The organism is Streptomyces kebangsaanensis (assembly GCF_001906585.1).
GTDB classification, from domain to species: Bacteria; Actinomycetota; Actinomycetes; order Streptomycetales; family Streptomycetaceae; genus Streptomyces; species Streptomyces kebangsaanensis.
Genome location: NZ_JUJA01000011.1, coordinates 37,898 through 52,115, shown reverse-complemented (window position 1 = coordinate 52,115; position 14,218 = coordinate 37,898). Strand labels below are relative to the sequence as shown.

Here is a 14,218-nt window from a genome sequence, read left to right as displayed (position 1 = left end):
GAGCCACAGCGCGGCCTTCTCCGGTGCGGCCATGGCGAGGTTCTTCGGCACCATCTCGCCGATGACGAGGTGGAAGAAGACCACGCCCGCGAGCGCGATGACGTAGCCGAGCGGGTGGACCACGCCGTCGGGCAGGCGCAGCCAGGTGAACACCGGCTCCAGCAGGCGGGCCACCGTCGGTTCGGCGACGGCGCCCAGGGTCAGCGAGCAGACGGTGATGCCGAACTGGGCGGCGGCCATCATCTGCGGCAGCCGCTCCAGACCGTGCAGCACCTGGCGGGCCCGCGCGGTGGCGAGCGGTTCGATCTGGCTGCGGCGGACGGAGACGAGGGCGAACTCCGCACCGACGAAGAAGCCGTTGGCGAGCACCAGCAGCGCGGCGAAGACCAGTTGGAGCACGCTCATCGGACGGCCTCCACCACGGCCGCGACCGCGTCCGCCGCGGGCACGGTACGGACCAGCCGCACCCGCTCCGCGCGATAGTGCCCGACCTGGCGCACGGCCAGCCGCCAGCCGGGCAGCTCCGTCCGGTCGCCGGGGGCCGGGATGCGGCCGAGCAGGTCGGCGACCAGGCCCGCGACGGTCTCGTACGGGCCCTCGGGCACGTCCAGGCCGATGCGCTTCAGCAGGTCGACACGGCAGCCGCCGTCGACGTCCCAGGCGGGCCGGCCCTCCTCCGGCGGGGCGGGGGCGAGCTCGGGCGCGTCCGTGGCGTCGTGCTCGTCGCGGACCTCGCCGACGAGTTCCTCGACGATGTCCTCCAGGGTGACGACGCCCGCCGTGCCGCCGTACTCGTCGACCACGACGGCGATGGGCTGCTCGCTGCGCAGCCGGGTGAGCAGGGGCCGCACCGGCAGGGTCTCGGGGACCAGCAGCGCCGGGCGGGCGATACGGCGCACGGGGGTGCGCAGCCGCTCGTGCGCCGGCACCGCGAGAGCGTCCTTGAGGTGGACCATGCCGACTACTTCGTCGATCTTCTCGTGGTAGACGGGGAAGCGGGACAGGCCGGTGGCGCGGGTGAGGTTGACCACGTCCTCGGCGGTCGCCGAGGACTGCAGGGCGCTGACCTTCACGCGCGGGGTCATGACGTGCTGTGCGGTCAGCCCGCCCAGGGACAGGGTGCGTACGAAGAGGTCCGCGGTGTCCGGTTCGAGGGCGCCGGCCCGGGCCGAGTGGCGGGCCAGCGAGACCAGCTCGCCGGGGGTGCGGGCGGAGGCCAGTTCCTCGGTGGGCTCGACGCCCAGGGCGCGCACCAGCCGGTTGGCGACCGCGTTCAGCGTGGCGATCACCGGGTGGAACAGACGCGAGAAGACGTGCTGCGGGCCGGCCACGAAGCGCGCGACCTGCAGCGGCCGGGACACCGCCCAGTTCTTGGGTACGAGCTCGCCGATCACCATCTGGACCGCCGAGGCCAGCAGCATGCCGACGACCACGGCGATCCCGGAGACGGCCCCGTCGGGTATGCCGACCGCCGTGAACGGGCCGCGCAGCAGCCGGGCCAGCGCCGGTTCGGCGAGCATGCCGACCACCAGGGAGGTGATGGTGATGCCGAGCTGGGTGCCGGAGAGCTGGAAGGACAGCTCCTTGAGGGATTCGACGACCGTACGGGCCCGTGGGTCGCCCTCGGCGGCGGCCTTCTCGGCGTCCGCGCGCTCGACGGTGACCAGGCCGAACTCGGCCGCGACGAAGAAGCCGTTGGCCAGGATCAGCAGGAATGCCGCTGCCAGGAGCAGCAGGGGGATGGTCATGATGCCGCCGCCTCCGCGTGCGCGCGCACCGCGGTCAGGCGGTTGGCGCTATGTCGACAGGGGGCGGCGCAGGTACTGCAGGACGATCCGTCCATCGCCGGAGGGAGTCACTCCTCGGGTAGCAGGAGCCCCTGGCACCGGGCGGAGCTCAGGGGCGGAGACGCGGGGAACAACGTCTCCACCCAACAGAATATTCAAGACAGGGCCCCATGTGTCAGGGTGGAGTCCCCGACTCAGCCCTGAGGTTCGTCCTCGGACCGCTCGGGGTCCTGGATGGACCGGGCCTCGACGAGCGCGCGCAGGGTGCGCGCGTCGGCGATGGCGCGCTGCTTGGCGATACCCGGCTGGATGCCGAGCGCGGCCAGGCTGGTGCCGTCGCTGAGGTTCAGGAACACCCACGGGTCGCCGGGGCGCAGGTTCACCTGCAGGATCTCCGCCCAGGCCAGATGGCGCCGGCCGACGATGTTGACGACGGTGACGCCGGAGTCGTCGGCGACCACCTTCGGCCGGGCGAGCAGGATTGGGATCCCGGCCAGCAGGGCCCCGGTGAAGACGAAGCTGACGCGCTCGCCGGGGCTGAGCTGTTCCAGCAGCAGCGCGACGACGGTTATCGCCACGAACAGGGCGGCGGCGGCGGTGAGCAGGACGGCCCGGGTGCGGCCCGGCCGGAAGGTGACGGGAAGTGCGGGCAGGTCGGACATCGTCATGTGCCTCTTTCGTCCCTCGAAGGCCTCAGAGGCGGCAGGCGTGGATGGCCGTGGTCAGGATGGCGCGGGCGCCGATCGCGTACAGGTCGTCCATGATCCGCTGGGCCTCGTTGGCCGGGACCATGGCGCGCACGGCGACCCAGCCCTCGTTGTGCAGCGGGGAGACGGTCGGGGACTCCAGGCCCGGGGTGAGCGCGACGGCCTTCTCCAGCTGCTCGACCCGGCAGTCGTAGTCCATCATCACGTACGTCCGGGCCACCAGGACGCCCTGGAGGCGGCGCAGGAACTGCTGCACCTTGGGCTCCTCGGCGTCCGCGCCGGTGCGGCGGACGACGGTCGCCTCCGACTTCATGATCGGCTCGCCGACGACCTCCAGGCCGGCGTTGCGCAGCGAGGTCCCGGTCTCGACGACGTCCGCGATGACCTCGGCGACGCCGAGTTCGATGGCGGTCTCGACGGCGCCGTCCAGGTGGACGACGGAGGCGTCGATGCCGCCGTCGGCGAGGTGCTTGGCGACGATGCCCTCGTAGGAGGTGGCGACCGTCTTGCCGTTCAGGTCGGCGATGCCGCCGACGGTGCCGGGCTTGGCCGCGTAGTGGAAGGTGGAGCGGGCGAAGCCGAGCGGCAGGATCTCCTCGGCACCCGCTCCCGAGTCGACGAGCAGGTCACGGCCGGTGATGCCGATGTCGAGGCGGCCGGTGGAGACGTAGATCGCGATGTCGCGGGGGCGGAGGTAGAAGAACTCGACCTCGTTGGTCGGGTCGACGATCCGGAGCTCTTTGGACTCGCGTCGCTGCTGGTAGCCGGCCTCATGCAGCATCTCCGCCGCAGGGCCGGAGAGTGAACCCTTGTTGGGGACGGCGATGCGCAGCATGAGGTCGGCTTCCTTCGTTCGTTGACGTGTTCGTTGCGTACGGGCCGGTGGGGGGCGTGCTCAGAGGTGGGCGTAGACGTCGTCCAGGGAGATGCCGCGGGCGACCATCATCACCTGGACGTGGTACAGCAGCTGTGAGATCTCCTCGGCGGCCGCCTCCTTGCCCTCGTACTCGGCGGCCATCCAGACCTCGGCCGCCTCTTCGACGACCTTCTTGCCGATGGCATGGACCCCCTTGCCGACGAGTTCGGCGGTGCGGGAGGTGGCGGGGTTTCCGTGGGCGGCCTTGTGCTGGAGCTCGGTGAAGAGCTCCTCGAACGTCTTCCTGGACATGATGGTGCCAACCCTACGCGCTCCGGGCGGCGCTCACCGCCAGGGTTCGGATACTGAACGGAGCGTCGCCGCGGTCGCCACCGCCGCGGTGACCGCCTCGTGGCCCTTGTCCTCGCTGGAGCCCGCCAGGCCCGCCCGGTCCAGGGCCTGCTCCTCGGTGTCACAGGTGAGCACGCCGAAGCCGACGGGCACGCCGGTCTCGACCGACACCCGGGTCAGCCCCTGGGTGACGCCCTGGCACACATAGTCGAAGTGGGGGGTGCCGCCGCGGATGACGACGCCGAGGGCGACGATCGCGTCGTAGCCGCGGCCGGCCAGCACCTTGGCCACCACCGGGAGCTCGAAGCTGCCGGGGACGCGGAGCAGGGTCGGCTCGTCGATCCCCAGGTCGTGCAGGGCGCGCAGGGCGCCGTCCACCAGTCCGTCCATCACCTTCTCGTGCCACTGCGCCGCGACGACGGCGACCCTGAGGTCTCCGACGTTGCGGACGGACAGTTCCGGTGCACCCTTGCCGCTCACGTGTCTCCTCGCGTTCTTCGTGCTTACTGGTTGCCGCAGGTGGACACGGTGGTGGTGTCCAGCCAGGGCAGGTCGTGGCCCATCCGGTCCCGCTTGGTGCGCAGGTAGCGGAGGTTGTGCTCGCCGGCCTGGACGGGCATCGGCTCCCGTCCGGTGACCTTCAGGCCGTGGTGGAGCAGGGCCTCGGTCTTGTCGGGGTTGTTGGTCATCAGGCGGACGCTCCTGACGCCGAGGTCCTTCAGGATCTGCGCGCCGGCGCCGTAGTCGCGGGCGTCGGCGGGCAGGCCGAGTTCGAGGTTGGCGTCGAGGGTGTCCCGGCCGCGCTCCTGGAGCTCGTAGGCGCGGAGCTTGGACATCAGGCCGATGCCGCGTCCCTCGTGGCCGCGCAGGTAGACCACCACTCCCCTGTTCTCGGCCTGGATGCGCTCCAGGGAGGTGTCCAGCTGGGGGCCGCAGTCGCAGCGCTGGGAGCCGAAGACGTCACCGGTCAGGCACTCGGAGTGGACGCGGACCAGGACGTCCTCGCCGTCGCCGATCTCGCCGTGGACGAGGGCGACGTGCTCGACGCCGTCGACGGTGGAGCGGTAGCCGTACGCCGTGAAGACGCCGTGCGCGGTCGGCAGGCGGACCTCGGCCTCGCGGCGGACGGTGGGCTCGCTGGAGCGGCGGTAGGCGATCAGGTCCTCGATGGAGATGATCGTCAGGCCGTGCTTGCGGGCGAAGACGATCAGCTCGGGCAGGCGGAGCATCCGGCCGTCCTCGCCGGCGATCTCCACGATCGCGCCGGCCGGGCGCAGTCCCGCGAGCCGGGCGAGGTCGACGGCGGCCTCGGTGTGGCCGTCGCGGACGAGCACCCCGCCGGGGCGGGCGCGCAGCGGGAAGACGTGGCCGGGGCGGACGAGGTCGGTGGGCTCGGCGGTACCGCTCGCCAGCAGCTGGAGGGTGGTGGCGCGGTCGGAGGCGGAGATGCCGGTGGTCACGCCGTGGGCGGCGGAGGCGTCGACGGAGACCGTGAAGGCGGTCTTCATCGACTCGGTGTTCTCCTCCACCATCTGCGGCAGCNAGCCGGTCCAACTCCTCGCCCTCCATGGGGGCGCAGATCAGGCCGCGGCACTCGCTCATCATGAAGGCGACGATCTCGGGGGTCGCCTTCTCGGCGGCGACGACGAGGTCGCCCTCGTTCTCACGGTTCTCGTCGTCGACGACCACGACCGGCCGGCCGGCCGCTATGTCGGCGATCGCCTGCTCGACCGGGTCGAGGGAGAAGTCCTCGGCGTCGTCGGTGCTGTAGAGAATGGGTGGGATCGAAGGGGCGGCGCGAAGCGCCTCGGTCGGGGTGGTGGTGGGAGACGGGCGGGCGGTCATGCGGGGGCTCCTTCCAGGACCGGCCGCGCGTCCTTGCGGGTGCGCAGCCACCAGTCGCGCATGCCCCACAGGACGAGTGCGCCGTAGATGACGTAGACGAAGCCCGAGAAGGCGAAGCCGTTGGCGAAGTTGAGCGGGACGCCGACGGCGTCGACGAGGAGCCAGGCGAACCAGAACTCGACCATGCCGCGCGCCTGGGCGTACATGGCGATGATCGTACCGACGAAGATGTAGGCGTCGGGCCAGGGGTCCCAGGACAGCGACGGGTAGGCGTGGAACAGGCCGGAGACGGCGATGGTGCCGACGGCGGCGGCGCCGAGCAGGGCGGCCCGCTCGCGCCGGGTGGCGAACCGTACGGCGATGTGGCCGTCCTCCGCCCGGTTCCCGCCGCGGTTCCACTGCCACCAGCCGTAGCCGGCGACGACCATGACGACGACCTGCTTGCCGGCGCTGCCGGACAGGTGGGCGGTGGAGAACGCGGCGAAGAGGATCAGGCCGGAGAGGAACTGGGTGGGCCAGCTCCAGACGGAGCGCCGCCAGCCGAACGCCAGGGCGGTCAGGCCGATGACGTTGCCGATCATGTCCGACCACTTGATGTGCTGGCCGATGACGGTGAAGGCCTCGGAGTTGAGCCAGTTCACCGGACGGCTCCCCGGGCGCGGTCGCCGAGCAGCCGCTCGACGTACTTGGCGACGACGTCCACCTCGAGGTTGACCGGGTCGCCGGGCTGCTTCAGGCCCAGGGTGGTCAGGGCGAGGGTGGTGGGGATGAGGCTGACGGTGAAGTGCTCGTCGCCGGCCTCGACGACGGTGAGGCTGATGCCGTCGACGGTGATGGAGCCCTTCTCGACGACGTAGCGCGCGAGGTCCGCCGGGAGCGAGATCTTCACGATCTCCCAGTGCTCGGAGGGCGTGCGGTCCAGGATCGTGCCGGTGCCGTCGACGTGTCCCTGCACGATGTGGCCGCCCAGGCGGGCGCCCACCGCGGTGGGGCGTTCGAGGTTGACGCGGGAGCCGACGGTGAGGACGCCGAGGCTGGAGCGCTTGAGGGTCTCCGCCATGACGTCGGCGGTGAACTCGTCGCCCTCGTGCTCGACGACGGTGAGACAGACGCCGTTCACGGCGATGGAGTCGCCGTGCCGCGCGCCCTGGGTCACGACGGGGCCGCGAAGCCGGAAGCGGGCGGCGTCGCCGAGGTGTTCGACGGCGGCGATCTCGCCCAGCTCTTCGACGATTCCGGTGAACACTTCCCGGGTCCTCCTGCCTCTTCGGGCACGGACTCCGGGGTTGTCGATGACGACAGACTGCACGAACGAGGACACTCGGGGCGACGCCGGACGGGGCCCGCCCGGGAGGGCGAACCCAGATACGGCGACGCGCACACGTGTGTGCTCGTTCGCCGCGCACTGCCTCCCATCCGGACTTTAACCGTCGGTCCAGGAATTCCACCTGGTCAACCGGCCGCTGGAAGCGGCCGGGTCGCGGACTTTAACCGCCGGTTCGGAGTTTCACCGACCCCGGAGTGCGCTGCTACTGGTACAGGGCCAGTGTGCCACGTCCGGTCGGCGTCCATACGGGCGGACGGTGTGGGGTGGATCACAGAGCGTGTCGCGGCTCCGGTCGCCGTGCGGGTGGGGGAGGTCCGGCGGCGGGCAAGGGCCGTCGTCACCGCCGCCGGACCGGTCTGCGCGGACGTCAGACACTAAGTGGACTAGACCAGGCAGGTCAACTGGCCCGTGGCACAAGCGCGTTGCGCTGCGGCGCCCGGAACGCGCCGCGGTCGCCGGGGAGTTGCGGCGCGGGTACGGGTGCCCGGCCGGCGCGGACCGCCGTACGCCGTGTCGCCGCCCGGTGGCGAACGGCGGTCACCCGCCGGGGGACGGAGCCGGGTGGGCGGGCGCACCGGGAGGGGCGAACAGTTCGTCCTGGGCCCGGTCGCGGGCCGTGAGGAGCGCTCCGCGCAGGACGGCGCCGCCGCCGAGGGTGCTCGGCCGCACTTCGGTGGGGAGCGGTGCCATCCGGGAGACACGCTCCGCCACGCGGGCGGCGAGCACGTCGCCGCCCGCCTGCCCGACCTCACCGCCCAGGACCACGCACCCGGGATCCAGGAGGGCCACGACGGAGGCGGCGCCGAGGGCGACGCGGTCGGCGAGGGCGTCCAGGAAGCGTGCGGCCCGCGCCGCGTCCGCGAGGGAGACGTCCGCCGGAGATGCGTCCGCCGGAGAGGCGCACGCCGTCACCGCGTGCCGCACCAGCTCCGCGGCGGCCGGCTCCCGTCCCGTCTCCGGGCACGACAGCCCGTGCTCGCGCGCCAGTTCCACCACCGCCGCGGCTCCGGCCAGGGAGTGGAAGCCGCCGGTGCAGTCCGTCGCGGAGGGGAGGGCTCCGGTGCCCGGGACGGGCAGGAAGCCGATCTCGCCCGCACCGCCGGAGGCGCCGCGGCGCAGGGTGCCGTCCAGGACCACGGCCGCGCCCGTGCCGTGGCCGAGCCAGAGGAGGACGAAGGTGTCCCGGCCCAGGGCGGCCCCGTCCCGCTGCTCGGCCAGCGCGGCGAGGTTGGTCTCGTTCTCGACGATGACGCGGGCGCTCGGCAGCCGCTCCTGCAGCGCGGCCACCAGCCGGCGGTGCCACTCGGGCAGGCCCGTGGAGTTCCGCAGCTCGCCCGTGACCGGGTCGATCAGGCCCGGGGCACCGATGCCGACCGTGTGCAGCCGCCGCGCCCCCGCCTCCTCGGCCACCCGCTCCACCAGCGTGACCGCCTGCTCCACCGCGGGACCGGTGCCGGTGCCCCCGCCGATCGGCACGCACGCCTCGGCCGGCTCCCGGCCCAGCAGGTCGGACACGGCCACCGCGACGCTCTCGGTGCGCACGTCGAGGGCGGCGAGGTGGGCGCGGTCGGCGACGATGCCGTACAGCCGTGCGTTCGGGCCGCGCCGCTGCTCCCCGGACTCCCCCACCACGGTGATCAGGCCGGAGGCCGTCAGGCGTTCGACCAGATCGGCGACCGTCGGCCGGGACAGGCCGGTGAGCTGCTTCAACTGCCCTGCCGTCAGCGGTCCTTCCTGCTGCAGCAGCCGCAGGGCGAGCCGGTCGTTGATGGCCCGGGCGGTGCTCGGGGATGCGGGCATGCCGGGAATCCTCCCAGATCGGCGGGCCCGCCGGGCGGCCGTATTTCCGCTTTCTATCAGGCAGGCTCCCTGATAATTTACGTCGGCGTGTTTCACGCCGGGGGCACGGCGACCCACAGCCCGGGAGGGGCCGGACAATGAGCGAAGTGGTCCATCAGCAGCGCGAGGTCCGGCGCGCCCGGTACGCCGTCGCGGCCGTCTTCGCCGTGCACGGCGCCGTCACCGGCTCGTTCGCGACCCGTGTGCCGTGGATCCAGGACCACGCCTCGGTCAGTCCCGGGCAGCTCGGGCTCGCGCTGGCGTTCCCCGCGCTCGGCGCCTCCCTCGCGATGCCGCTCGCGGGCGGCATCAGCCACCGCTTCGGCGCCCGCAACGCGCTGCGCGGACTGATCGCCCTGTGGACGCTCTCCCTCGTCCTGCCCTCCCTGGCCCCGAACCTGCTCACCCTGTGCCTCGGCCTGTTCGTCTACGGCGCCACGGCGGGCATGGCGGACGTCGCCATGAACGCCCTCGGCGTGGAGGTCGAGAACCGGCTCGACCGCTCGATCATGTCCGGCCTGCACGGCATGTGGAGCGCTGGCGCCCTGGTCGGCTCGGCGGCCGGCACGGTCGCCGCGCACCTCGGCTCGGACGCCCGGCTGCACCACGCCCTGGCCGCCGCCGTGCTGACCGTGCTGGGCGTCGCCGCCTGCACCTGGGTCCTCGACCTGCAGCCCGCCGAGGACGAGGAGCCGCCGCCGCGGTTCGCGCTGCCGCCGAGGTCGGCGCTGCTGATCGGCGCGGTCGGGTTCTGCGCGGTGTTCGCGGAGGGGGCGAGCCTGGACTGGTCGGCGGTGTACCTGCGGCACCAGCTGGAGACCTCGGCCGGCCTCGCGGCGGCCTGCACCACGGGCTTCACCCTCACCATGGCCGTCGCCCGGATCGCGGGCGACCGGTTGGTGGACCGGTTCGGCGCGGTGCGCACGGTGCGGGCGAGCGGCGTCCTGGCGGTCCTCGGCGGCCTGCTCATCGTCCTGGGGAGCCACCCGGCGGTGGCGATGACCGGATTCGCGTTGATGGGCCTCGGCATCGCGGTCGTCGTGCCGCTGTGCTTCGCCGCGGCCGGCCGCAGCGGGCCGAACCCCAGCCAGGCCATCGCCGGCGTCGCGACCATCACCTACACCTCGGGACTGATCGCGCCGAGCGCGATCGGCGGACTGGCCCAGGCGACCAGCCTCGTGGTCTCCTTCGCCCTCGTCACGCTGCTGGCCTGCGGCCTCGTCGGCTTCGCCGGGGTGCTCAGGGCGGGCGACCGCAACCGGCCGGAGGTCAGCCCCGCGAGCGCGGCGGTTCCCGACCCGCGGCCCTGACCTTCCGGCTCCGGGGGCTCTCCGGCTCCGGGTCCGCGCGATCACGACCGGGAACGTGTGGACGAAGGACCCTCCGGTACCCCCGACAATGGTTCGGACAGTCTTCATACAGCAAGAAAGCGAAACCCACCATGGACCTCGGCGTCCGCTGGAAGCTGCACGGTGACGGACGGACCCCCGCGCCCGGTGCGGTGGTCCGGCCCGACGAACGGCTCTCCTGGCCCCGCACGGTAGGACTCGGCGCCCAGCACGTCGTGGCCATGTTCGGCGCGTCCTTCGTCGCCCCCGTGCTGATGGGCCTCGACCCCAACCTCGCGATCATGATGTCGGGCGTCGCGACCGTGATCTTCCTGCTGGCCACCCGCGGCCGGGTCCCCAGTTATCTGGGCTGCTCGCTGTCGTTCGTGGGCGTCGCCGCGGTCATCCGGGCGCACGGCGGCACGAGCGCGACCGTGACCGGCGCGGTCTTCGTCGTCGGCGTCGCGCTGTTCCTGGTCGGCCTCGCCGTGCAGCGGTTCGGGGCACGGATCATCCACGCCACGATGCCGCCGATCGTCACCGGCGCGGTCGTCATGCTGATCGGCTTCAACCTGGCCCCGGTGACCGCCTCCACCTACTGGCCGCAGGACCAGTGGACGGCCCTGCTGGTGATGCTGTTCACCGGGCTGGCCGTCGTCTGCCTGCGCGGCTTCTGGTCCCGCATCGCGATCTTCCTCGGGCTGGTCTTCGGCTACGGCATCTCCTGGGCCTTCGACCAGGTCTTCGGCAAGATCCACTCCGTGGACGCGAGCGGCAGGCTCACCGACCACTGGCGCCTGGACCTCTCCGGCGTCGGCAAGGCCGACTGGATCGGGCTGCCGTCCTTCCACGGCCCGTCGTTCGAGTGGTCGGCGATCCTGGTCGCGCTGCCGGTCGTCATCGCGCTGGTCGCGGAGAACGCCGGGCACGTGAAGGCGGTCGGCGAGATGACCGGCGACTCACTGGACGACAAGCTCGGCACCGCGATCTCGGCGGACGGCGCCGCCTCCATGCTGTCGACGGCCGTGGGCGGCCCGCCCAACACCACGTACTCCGAGAACATCGGCGTCATGGCCGCGACCCGCGTCTACTCCACCGCCGCGTACTGGGCCGCCGCCGGCTTCGCGCTGCTGTTCGGCATCTGCCCCAAGTTCGGCGCGATCGTGGCCGCGATCCCGGGCGGTGTGCTCGGCGGCATCACCGTCATCCTGTACGGCATGATCGGGCTGCTCGGCGCGCAGATCTGGATCAACGCCAAGGTCGATCTGCGCAACCCGCTGAACCTGGTGCCGGCCGCGGCGGGCATCATCATCGGCGTCGGCAACGTCAGCATGAAGTTCACCGACACCTTCTCCCTCAGCGGCATCGCGCTCGGCACCCTGGTGGTCATCACCGGCTACCACGCGCTGCGCGCGTTCGCCCCCGCCCACCTCAAGGGGCAGGAGCCGCTGCTGGACGAGGGCACGTCGTCGTACAGCGAGGAGAACGAGGACACTCAGCGCGCCAAGTCGTAGGCGTACGACGGCTTGAACGTCCCCGGCTCGCCCCTGCAGCCGTCCGACTCCCCCGGCGCCTTCACCCACAGGTAGGCGTCGATGCGCGCCTCGCCCGTGGCCAGGGTCGGCGCCCGGCCGATCCTGCGGCCGGGCGGATCGCACCACTGGCCGTCGGGCGGGGCGCCGTTGCCGTTGCGGCTGGTGTCGATCACGGCGCCGAGGCTCGCGGGGCCGCCGAGGGCGTCGAGGACCCGGCGGTCGTAGGCGGTCTCGTCCGCGGTGGTGCGGAAGTTGGACACGTTGCTGAAGACGCCGTCGGAGGAGGCGGGCGAGGCCGCGCCCGCCTGCTTCAGCAGGGCCGCCTGCCGCTGGGCGGGGTTCCAGTGGGAGTGCCCGGCGTCGTAGTACACGCGCGCGTGCGGGTTCGCGGTCTTCAGGACGCGCCCCGCGCGGGCCAGCGACGCGAAGCGGCCGGCCCGCCCGGCCTCCGGGAGGCAGTCGGACTGGGCGACGGAGTCCGGCTCCAGCACGACGACGACCTCGCCCGAGCCGAGCCCGGCCGCGAAGGCGTCGATCCAGGCGTCGTAGGCCTTCAGGCCGGGCGCGCCGCCCTCGGACGCGCCGCCGCAGTCGCGGTCCGGGATCGCGTACGGCACGAGCACCGGCACCCTGGTGCCCGCGGCGGAGGTGACCGCACGGACCCGCGCGGTGATCGTCGACGGCGAGTAGTCGGCGAACCACACCGCGGCCGGCTGCGCGGCGACGCGGGAGGCGATGACCGGCGTGCGCGGGTCGCCGGGGTGGGCGTGGACCCAGTCGAGCACCTGGGAGTCGGGGTGGCGGTGGAGCCGGGAGGACACGGTGGGGACCTGCCGCTTCGCGACCGTCCCGGTGCGGGAGGGCTCCGGACGCGCGCTCGTGCGCGGCGGGGCGGACGACGAGACGGACGGGGACGGCGCCGCGGTGGCGGACACCGTGGCCGTCGGGGACGGGGCCGACGGCGGCACCGGGCCCGCCGTGGTGGCGGCCGACCGGGGCGCGGCCGCGTCCGCCCCGGTCCCGGCGCCGAGCGCCGACACCATCCCGGTGGCCGTCCCGGCCGCCACCACCACGGCCGCGACCGCGACCAGGGCGGAGCGTCCGCGCTCGGCCCTTCGGGCGGCCGAACGCCTGGCACGCGAGCCTGACACGGTAACCGCTCCCCCCTCTGCTCGTTCCGTGCGACGGGCGCGTTCCCCCGTTCCGGGGAAGCGCCGGGCCCGTCGGCACCCGGGGCAGCCTAATCCTGGGACCCTGCCCCCCATGGGGCAATCGGCACAACTCACCCATGGCCCGGTCACCGTGGACACCGTCGTCGCCCGGATGCGCGGCCTGGCCGCCGCGCTGCCCGAGCGCGACGGGATCGCGGTCTTCAACCGCGTCTACCTCGACGTCACCGGGACGGCCGGCCGGCGGTCGGCGGCAGGACGGTCCGGCACCACCACGACCGCCGCCACGCTGGGCGTACGCTCCGCCGAGCGGTACCTCGCCGCCGTGGCCGCGGCGGCCGAGGGACGGCGCGCGCCGGCCTGCTGGCGGCCGCTGCTGGAGTCGCGCCGTCACCCCGGCGTACGGCCCTCGCAGTTCGCGCTGGCGGGCCTCAACGCGCACATCGGGCACGACCTGGCGCTCGCCGTGGTGGACACCTGTCGTACGCTGCGGTGCGAACCGGCCGAGGTGGAGAGCGAGTTCGACCGCGTGGGCGACCTCCTCCTGACGCTGGAGGAACGGGTCCGCGAGGAGCTGGTGCCGGCACCCGACCGGTTGCGGATCGCCGACCCGCTCACCCATCTGCTCGGCGCGTGGAGCCTGGAGCGGGCGCGGGAGGCCGCCTGGTCGGCGGCACGGTCGTTGTGGGCGCTGCGCCGGCTGCCCGACGTGGCCGATGAGTTCGCCCAGCGGCTGGACGCGGCGGTCGGCTTCGCCGGCCGCATGATGCTCACCCCGCTGCCGGACCGATCCGGACATCCTCCGCGGGATCTCCCCGGAACTCCCTTGTGATCACGGTACGTTGCCCGGGGGACACTGACGATCACGAAGGAGCACACCGCCATGGCGACCCGTCTGGGACTCGGCCTTCCGCAGAATCGGCAGTACCACCTCGGCAGGGACGTGCCCGACGTGGCACGCACCGCGGAGCGCATCGGCTACGACAGCGTGTGGGTGTACGAGCGGGCCCTGTTCCCGGAACCCGCCACCCAGGGGCTGTACGGCGTCGAGGGCCTGCCGTGGCCCGACTCCTACCGGCACGTGGCCGACCCGCTGGTCACGCTCACCCTGGCCGCGGCGGCCACCGAGCGGGTCCGGCTGGGCAGCAGCGTGCTGGTCGCGCCGCTGCACGTGCCGTTCCAGCTCGCCAAGGCCCTCGCCTCGCTGGACGCGGCCAGCGGCGGCCGGGTGGTCGCCGGTTTCGGCACGGGCTGGTCCCTGGACGAGTACGCGGCCTCGGGGTTCCGGCCGATCAAGGAGCGCGGCCAGGTGCTGGACGAGATCATCGACGTCTGCCGGGCCGTGTGGGGCCCGGACCCGGTGCGCTACGACGGCCGGATCACGAAGATCGGGTCGGCCGTGGTCGGCCCCAAGCCCGCCCGGCCGATCCCGATCCTGCTGGCCGCGAGCACCCGCAGGGCGCGGGAGCGGCTC

At 73.0% G+C, this 14,218-nt stretch carries 14 protein-coding genes, 2 pseudogenes and 1 riboswitch; of the genes and pseudogenes, 4 read left to right on the top strand and 12 right to left on the bottom strand.

Features of this window, described 5'->3' with window-relative positions:
* The 11 genes and pseudogenes from RH94_RS41750 to RH94_RS00825 all read right to left on the bottom strand — a co-directional run.
* The coding region (locus RH94_RS41750) for a CNNM domain-containing protein (protein ID WP_234425424.1) at positions 1-405 on the bottom strand (405 nt) is incomplete at its 3' end.
* Positions 402-1,748: a hemolysin family protein gene (locus RH94_RS00865; protein WP_073945762.1), complete on the bottom strand. Its 1,347-nt coding sequence runs from the start codon at positions 1,746-1,748 to the stop codon at positions 402-404. The genes RH94_RS00865 and RH94_RS41750, both read right to left, overlap by 4 nt.
* Before the next feature lie 233 nt (positions 1,749-1,981).
* Positions 1,982-2,449: a PH domain-containing protein gene (locus RH94_RS00860; protein ID WP_073945785.1), complete on the bottom strand. Its 468-nt coding sequence runs from the start codon at positions 2,447-2,449 to the stop codon at positions 1,982-1,984.
* Positions 2,450-2,480: 31 nt separating this feature from the next.
* Complete coding sequence (gene hisG, locus RH94_RS00855; protein ID WP_073945761.1) at positions 2,481-3,329, bottom strand: ATP phosphoribosyltransferase; 849 nt, start codon at positions 3,327-3,329, stop codon at positions 2,481-2,483.
* Positions 3,330-3,389: 60 nt separating this feature from the next.
* On the bottom strand, positions 3,390-3,662 hold the full coding sequence (locus RH94_RS00850) for a phosphoribosyl-ATP diphosphatase (protein ID WP_073945760.1): 273 nt from the start codon (positions 3,660-3,662) through the stop codon (positions 3,390-3,392).
* 33 nt (positions 3,663-3,695) lie between these two features.
* A complete protein-coding gene (ribH, locus tag RH94_RS00845; protein ID WP_073945759.1) occupies positions 3,696-4,181 on the bottom strand; it encodes a 6,7-dimethyl-8-ribityllumazine synthase in 486 nt (161 codons plus the stop codon).
* A gap of 23 nt (positions 4,182-4,204) precedes the next feature.
* A pseudogene (locus RH94_RS00840) lies at positions 4,205-5,243 on the bottom strand (bifunctional 3,4-dihydroxy-2-butanone-4-phosphate synthase/GTP cyclohydrolase II); the annotation flags it as partial.
* 1 nt (position 5,244) lies between these two features.
* Positions 5,245-5,546: pseudogene (locus tag RH94_RS41745) on the bottom strand (3,4-dihydroxy-2-butanone-4-phosphate synthase); the annotation flags it as partial.
* The gene (locus RH94_RS00835) at positions 5,543-6,187 is read right to left on the bottom strand and encodes a nicotinamide mononucleotide transporter family protein (protein ID WP_073945758.1); all 645 of its coding nucleotides are present in this window, start codon (positions 6,185-6,187) and stop codon (positions 5,543-5,545) included. The gene RH94_RS00835 and the pseudogene RH94_RS41745, both read right to left, overlap by 4 nt.
* A complete protein-coding gene (locus tag RH94_RS00830; RefSeq protein ID WP_073945757.1) occupies positions 6,184-6,792 on the bottom strand; it encodes a riboflavin synthase in 609 nt (202 codons plus the stop codon). Before RH94_RS00830 ends, RH94_RS00835 begins: the two co-directional genes overlap by 4 nt.
* 152 nt (positions 6,793-6,944) lie before the next feature.
* A riboswitch (FMN riboswitch) is annotated at positions 6,945-7,075 on the bottom strand.
* Positions 7,076-7,410: 335 nt separating this feature from the next.
* Entirely contained in the window at positions 7,411-8,673 is a 1,263-nt protein-coding gene (locus RH94_RS00825) for an ROK family transcriptional regulator (protein WP_073945756.1), read from the bottom strand.
* A gap of 137 nt (positions 8,674-8,810) precedes the next feature.
* Between RH94_RS00825 and RH94_RS00820 the strand changes: the two genes are divergently transcribed.
* Together RH94_RS00820 and RH94_RS00815 are read left to right on the top strand one after the other, a co-directional pair.
* Complete coding sequence (locus tag RH94_RS00820) at positions 8,811-10,022, top strand: MFS transporter (protein ID WP_073945755.1); 1,212 nt, start codon at positions 8,811-8,813, stop codon at positions 10,020-10,022.
* A 131-nt stretch (positions 10,023-10,153) separates the two neighbouring features.
* Entirely contained in the window at positions 10,154-11,554 is a 1,401-nt protein-coding gene (locus tag RH94_RS00815) for a uracil-xanthine permease family protein (protein WP_073945754.1), read from the top strand.
* On the opposite strand, the gene RH94_RS00810 is transcribed toward RH94_RS00815, so the two are convergent.
* Positions 11,536-12,666, bottom strand: coding sequence for a glycoside hydrolase family 6 protein (locus RH94_RS00810; protein ID WP_073945784.1), 1,131 nt, complete (start codon positions 12,664-12,666; stop codon positions 11,536-11,538). The two genes, RH94_RS00815 and RH94_RS00810, sit on opposite strands and share 19 nt — an antisense overlap.
* 172 nt (positions 12,667-12,838) lie before the next feature.
* Between RH94_RS00810 and RH94_RS00805 the strand changes: the two genes are divergently transcribed.
* Together RH94_RS00805 and RH94_RS41740 are read left to right on the top strand one after the other, a co-directional pair.
* Positions 12,839-13,576, top strand: a complete 738-nt coding sequence (locus RH94_RS00805) for a DUF5995 family protein (protein ID WP_073945753.1) — start codon at positions 12,839-12,841, stop codon at positions 13,574-13,576.
* Positions 13,577-13,627: 51 nt separating this feature from the next.
* On the top strand, positions 13,628-14,218 hold a 591-nt coding region (locus RH94_RS41740; protein WP_234425423.1), incomplete at its 3' end, for a TIGR03619 family F420-dependent LLM class oxidoreductase.

What these genes read in the sequence shown, in the direction of transcription:
- RH94_RS00865 (WP_073945762.1), bottom strand. Translation starts at nt 1,748, where the DNA reads ATGACCATCCCCCTGCTGCTCCTGGCAGCGGCATTCCTGCTGATCCTG.
- RH94_RS00860 (WP_073945785.1), bottom strand. Translation starts at nt 2,449, where the DNA reads ATGTCCGACCTGCCCGCACTTCCCGTCACCTTCCGGCCGGGCCGCACC.
- hisG (WP_073945761.1), bottom strand. Translation starts at nt 3,329, where the DNA reads ATGCTGCGCATCGCCGTCCCCAACAAGGGTTCACTCTCCGGCCCTGCG.
- RH94_RS00850 (WP_073945760.1), bottom strand. Translation starts at nt 3,662, where the DNA reads ATGTCCAGGAAGACGTTCGAGGAGCTCTTCACCGAGCTCCAGCACAAG.
- RH94_RS00825 (WP_073945756.1), bottom strand. Translation starts at nt 8,673, where the DNA reads ATGCCCGCATCCCCGAGCACCGCCCGGGCCATCAACGACCGGCTCGCC.
- RH94_RS00820 (WP_073945755.1), top strand. Translation starts at nt 8,811, where the DNA reads ATGAGCGAAGTGGTCCATCAGCAGCGCGAGGTCCGGCGCGCCCGGTAC.
- RH94_RS00815 (WP_073945754.1), top strand. Translation starts at nt 10,154, where the DNA reads ATGGACCTCGGCGTCCGCTGGAAGCTGCACGGTGACGGACGGACCCCC.
- RH94_RS00805 (WP_073945753.1), top strand. Translation starts at nt 12,839, where the DNA reads ATGGGGCAATCGGCACAACTCACCCATGGCCCGGTCACCGTGGACACC.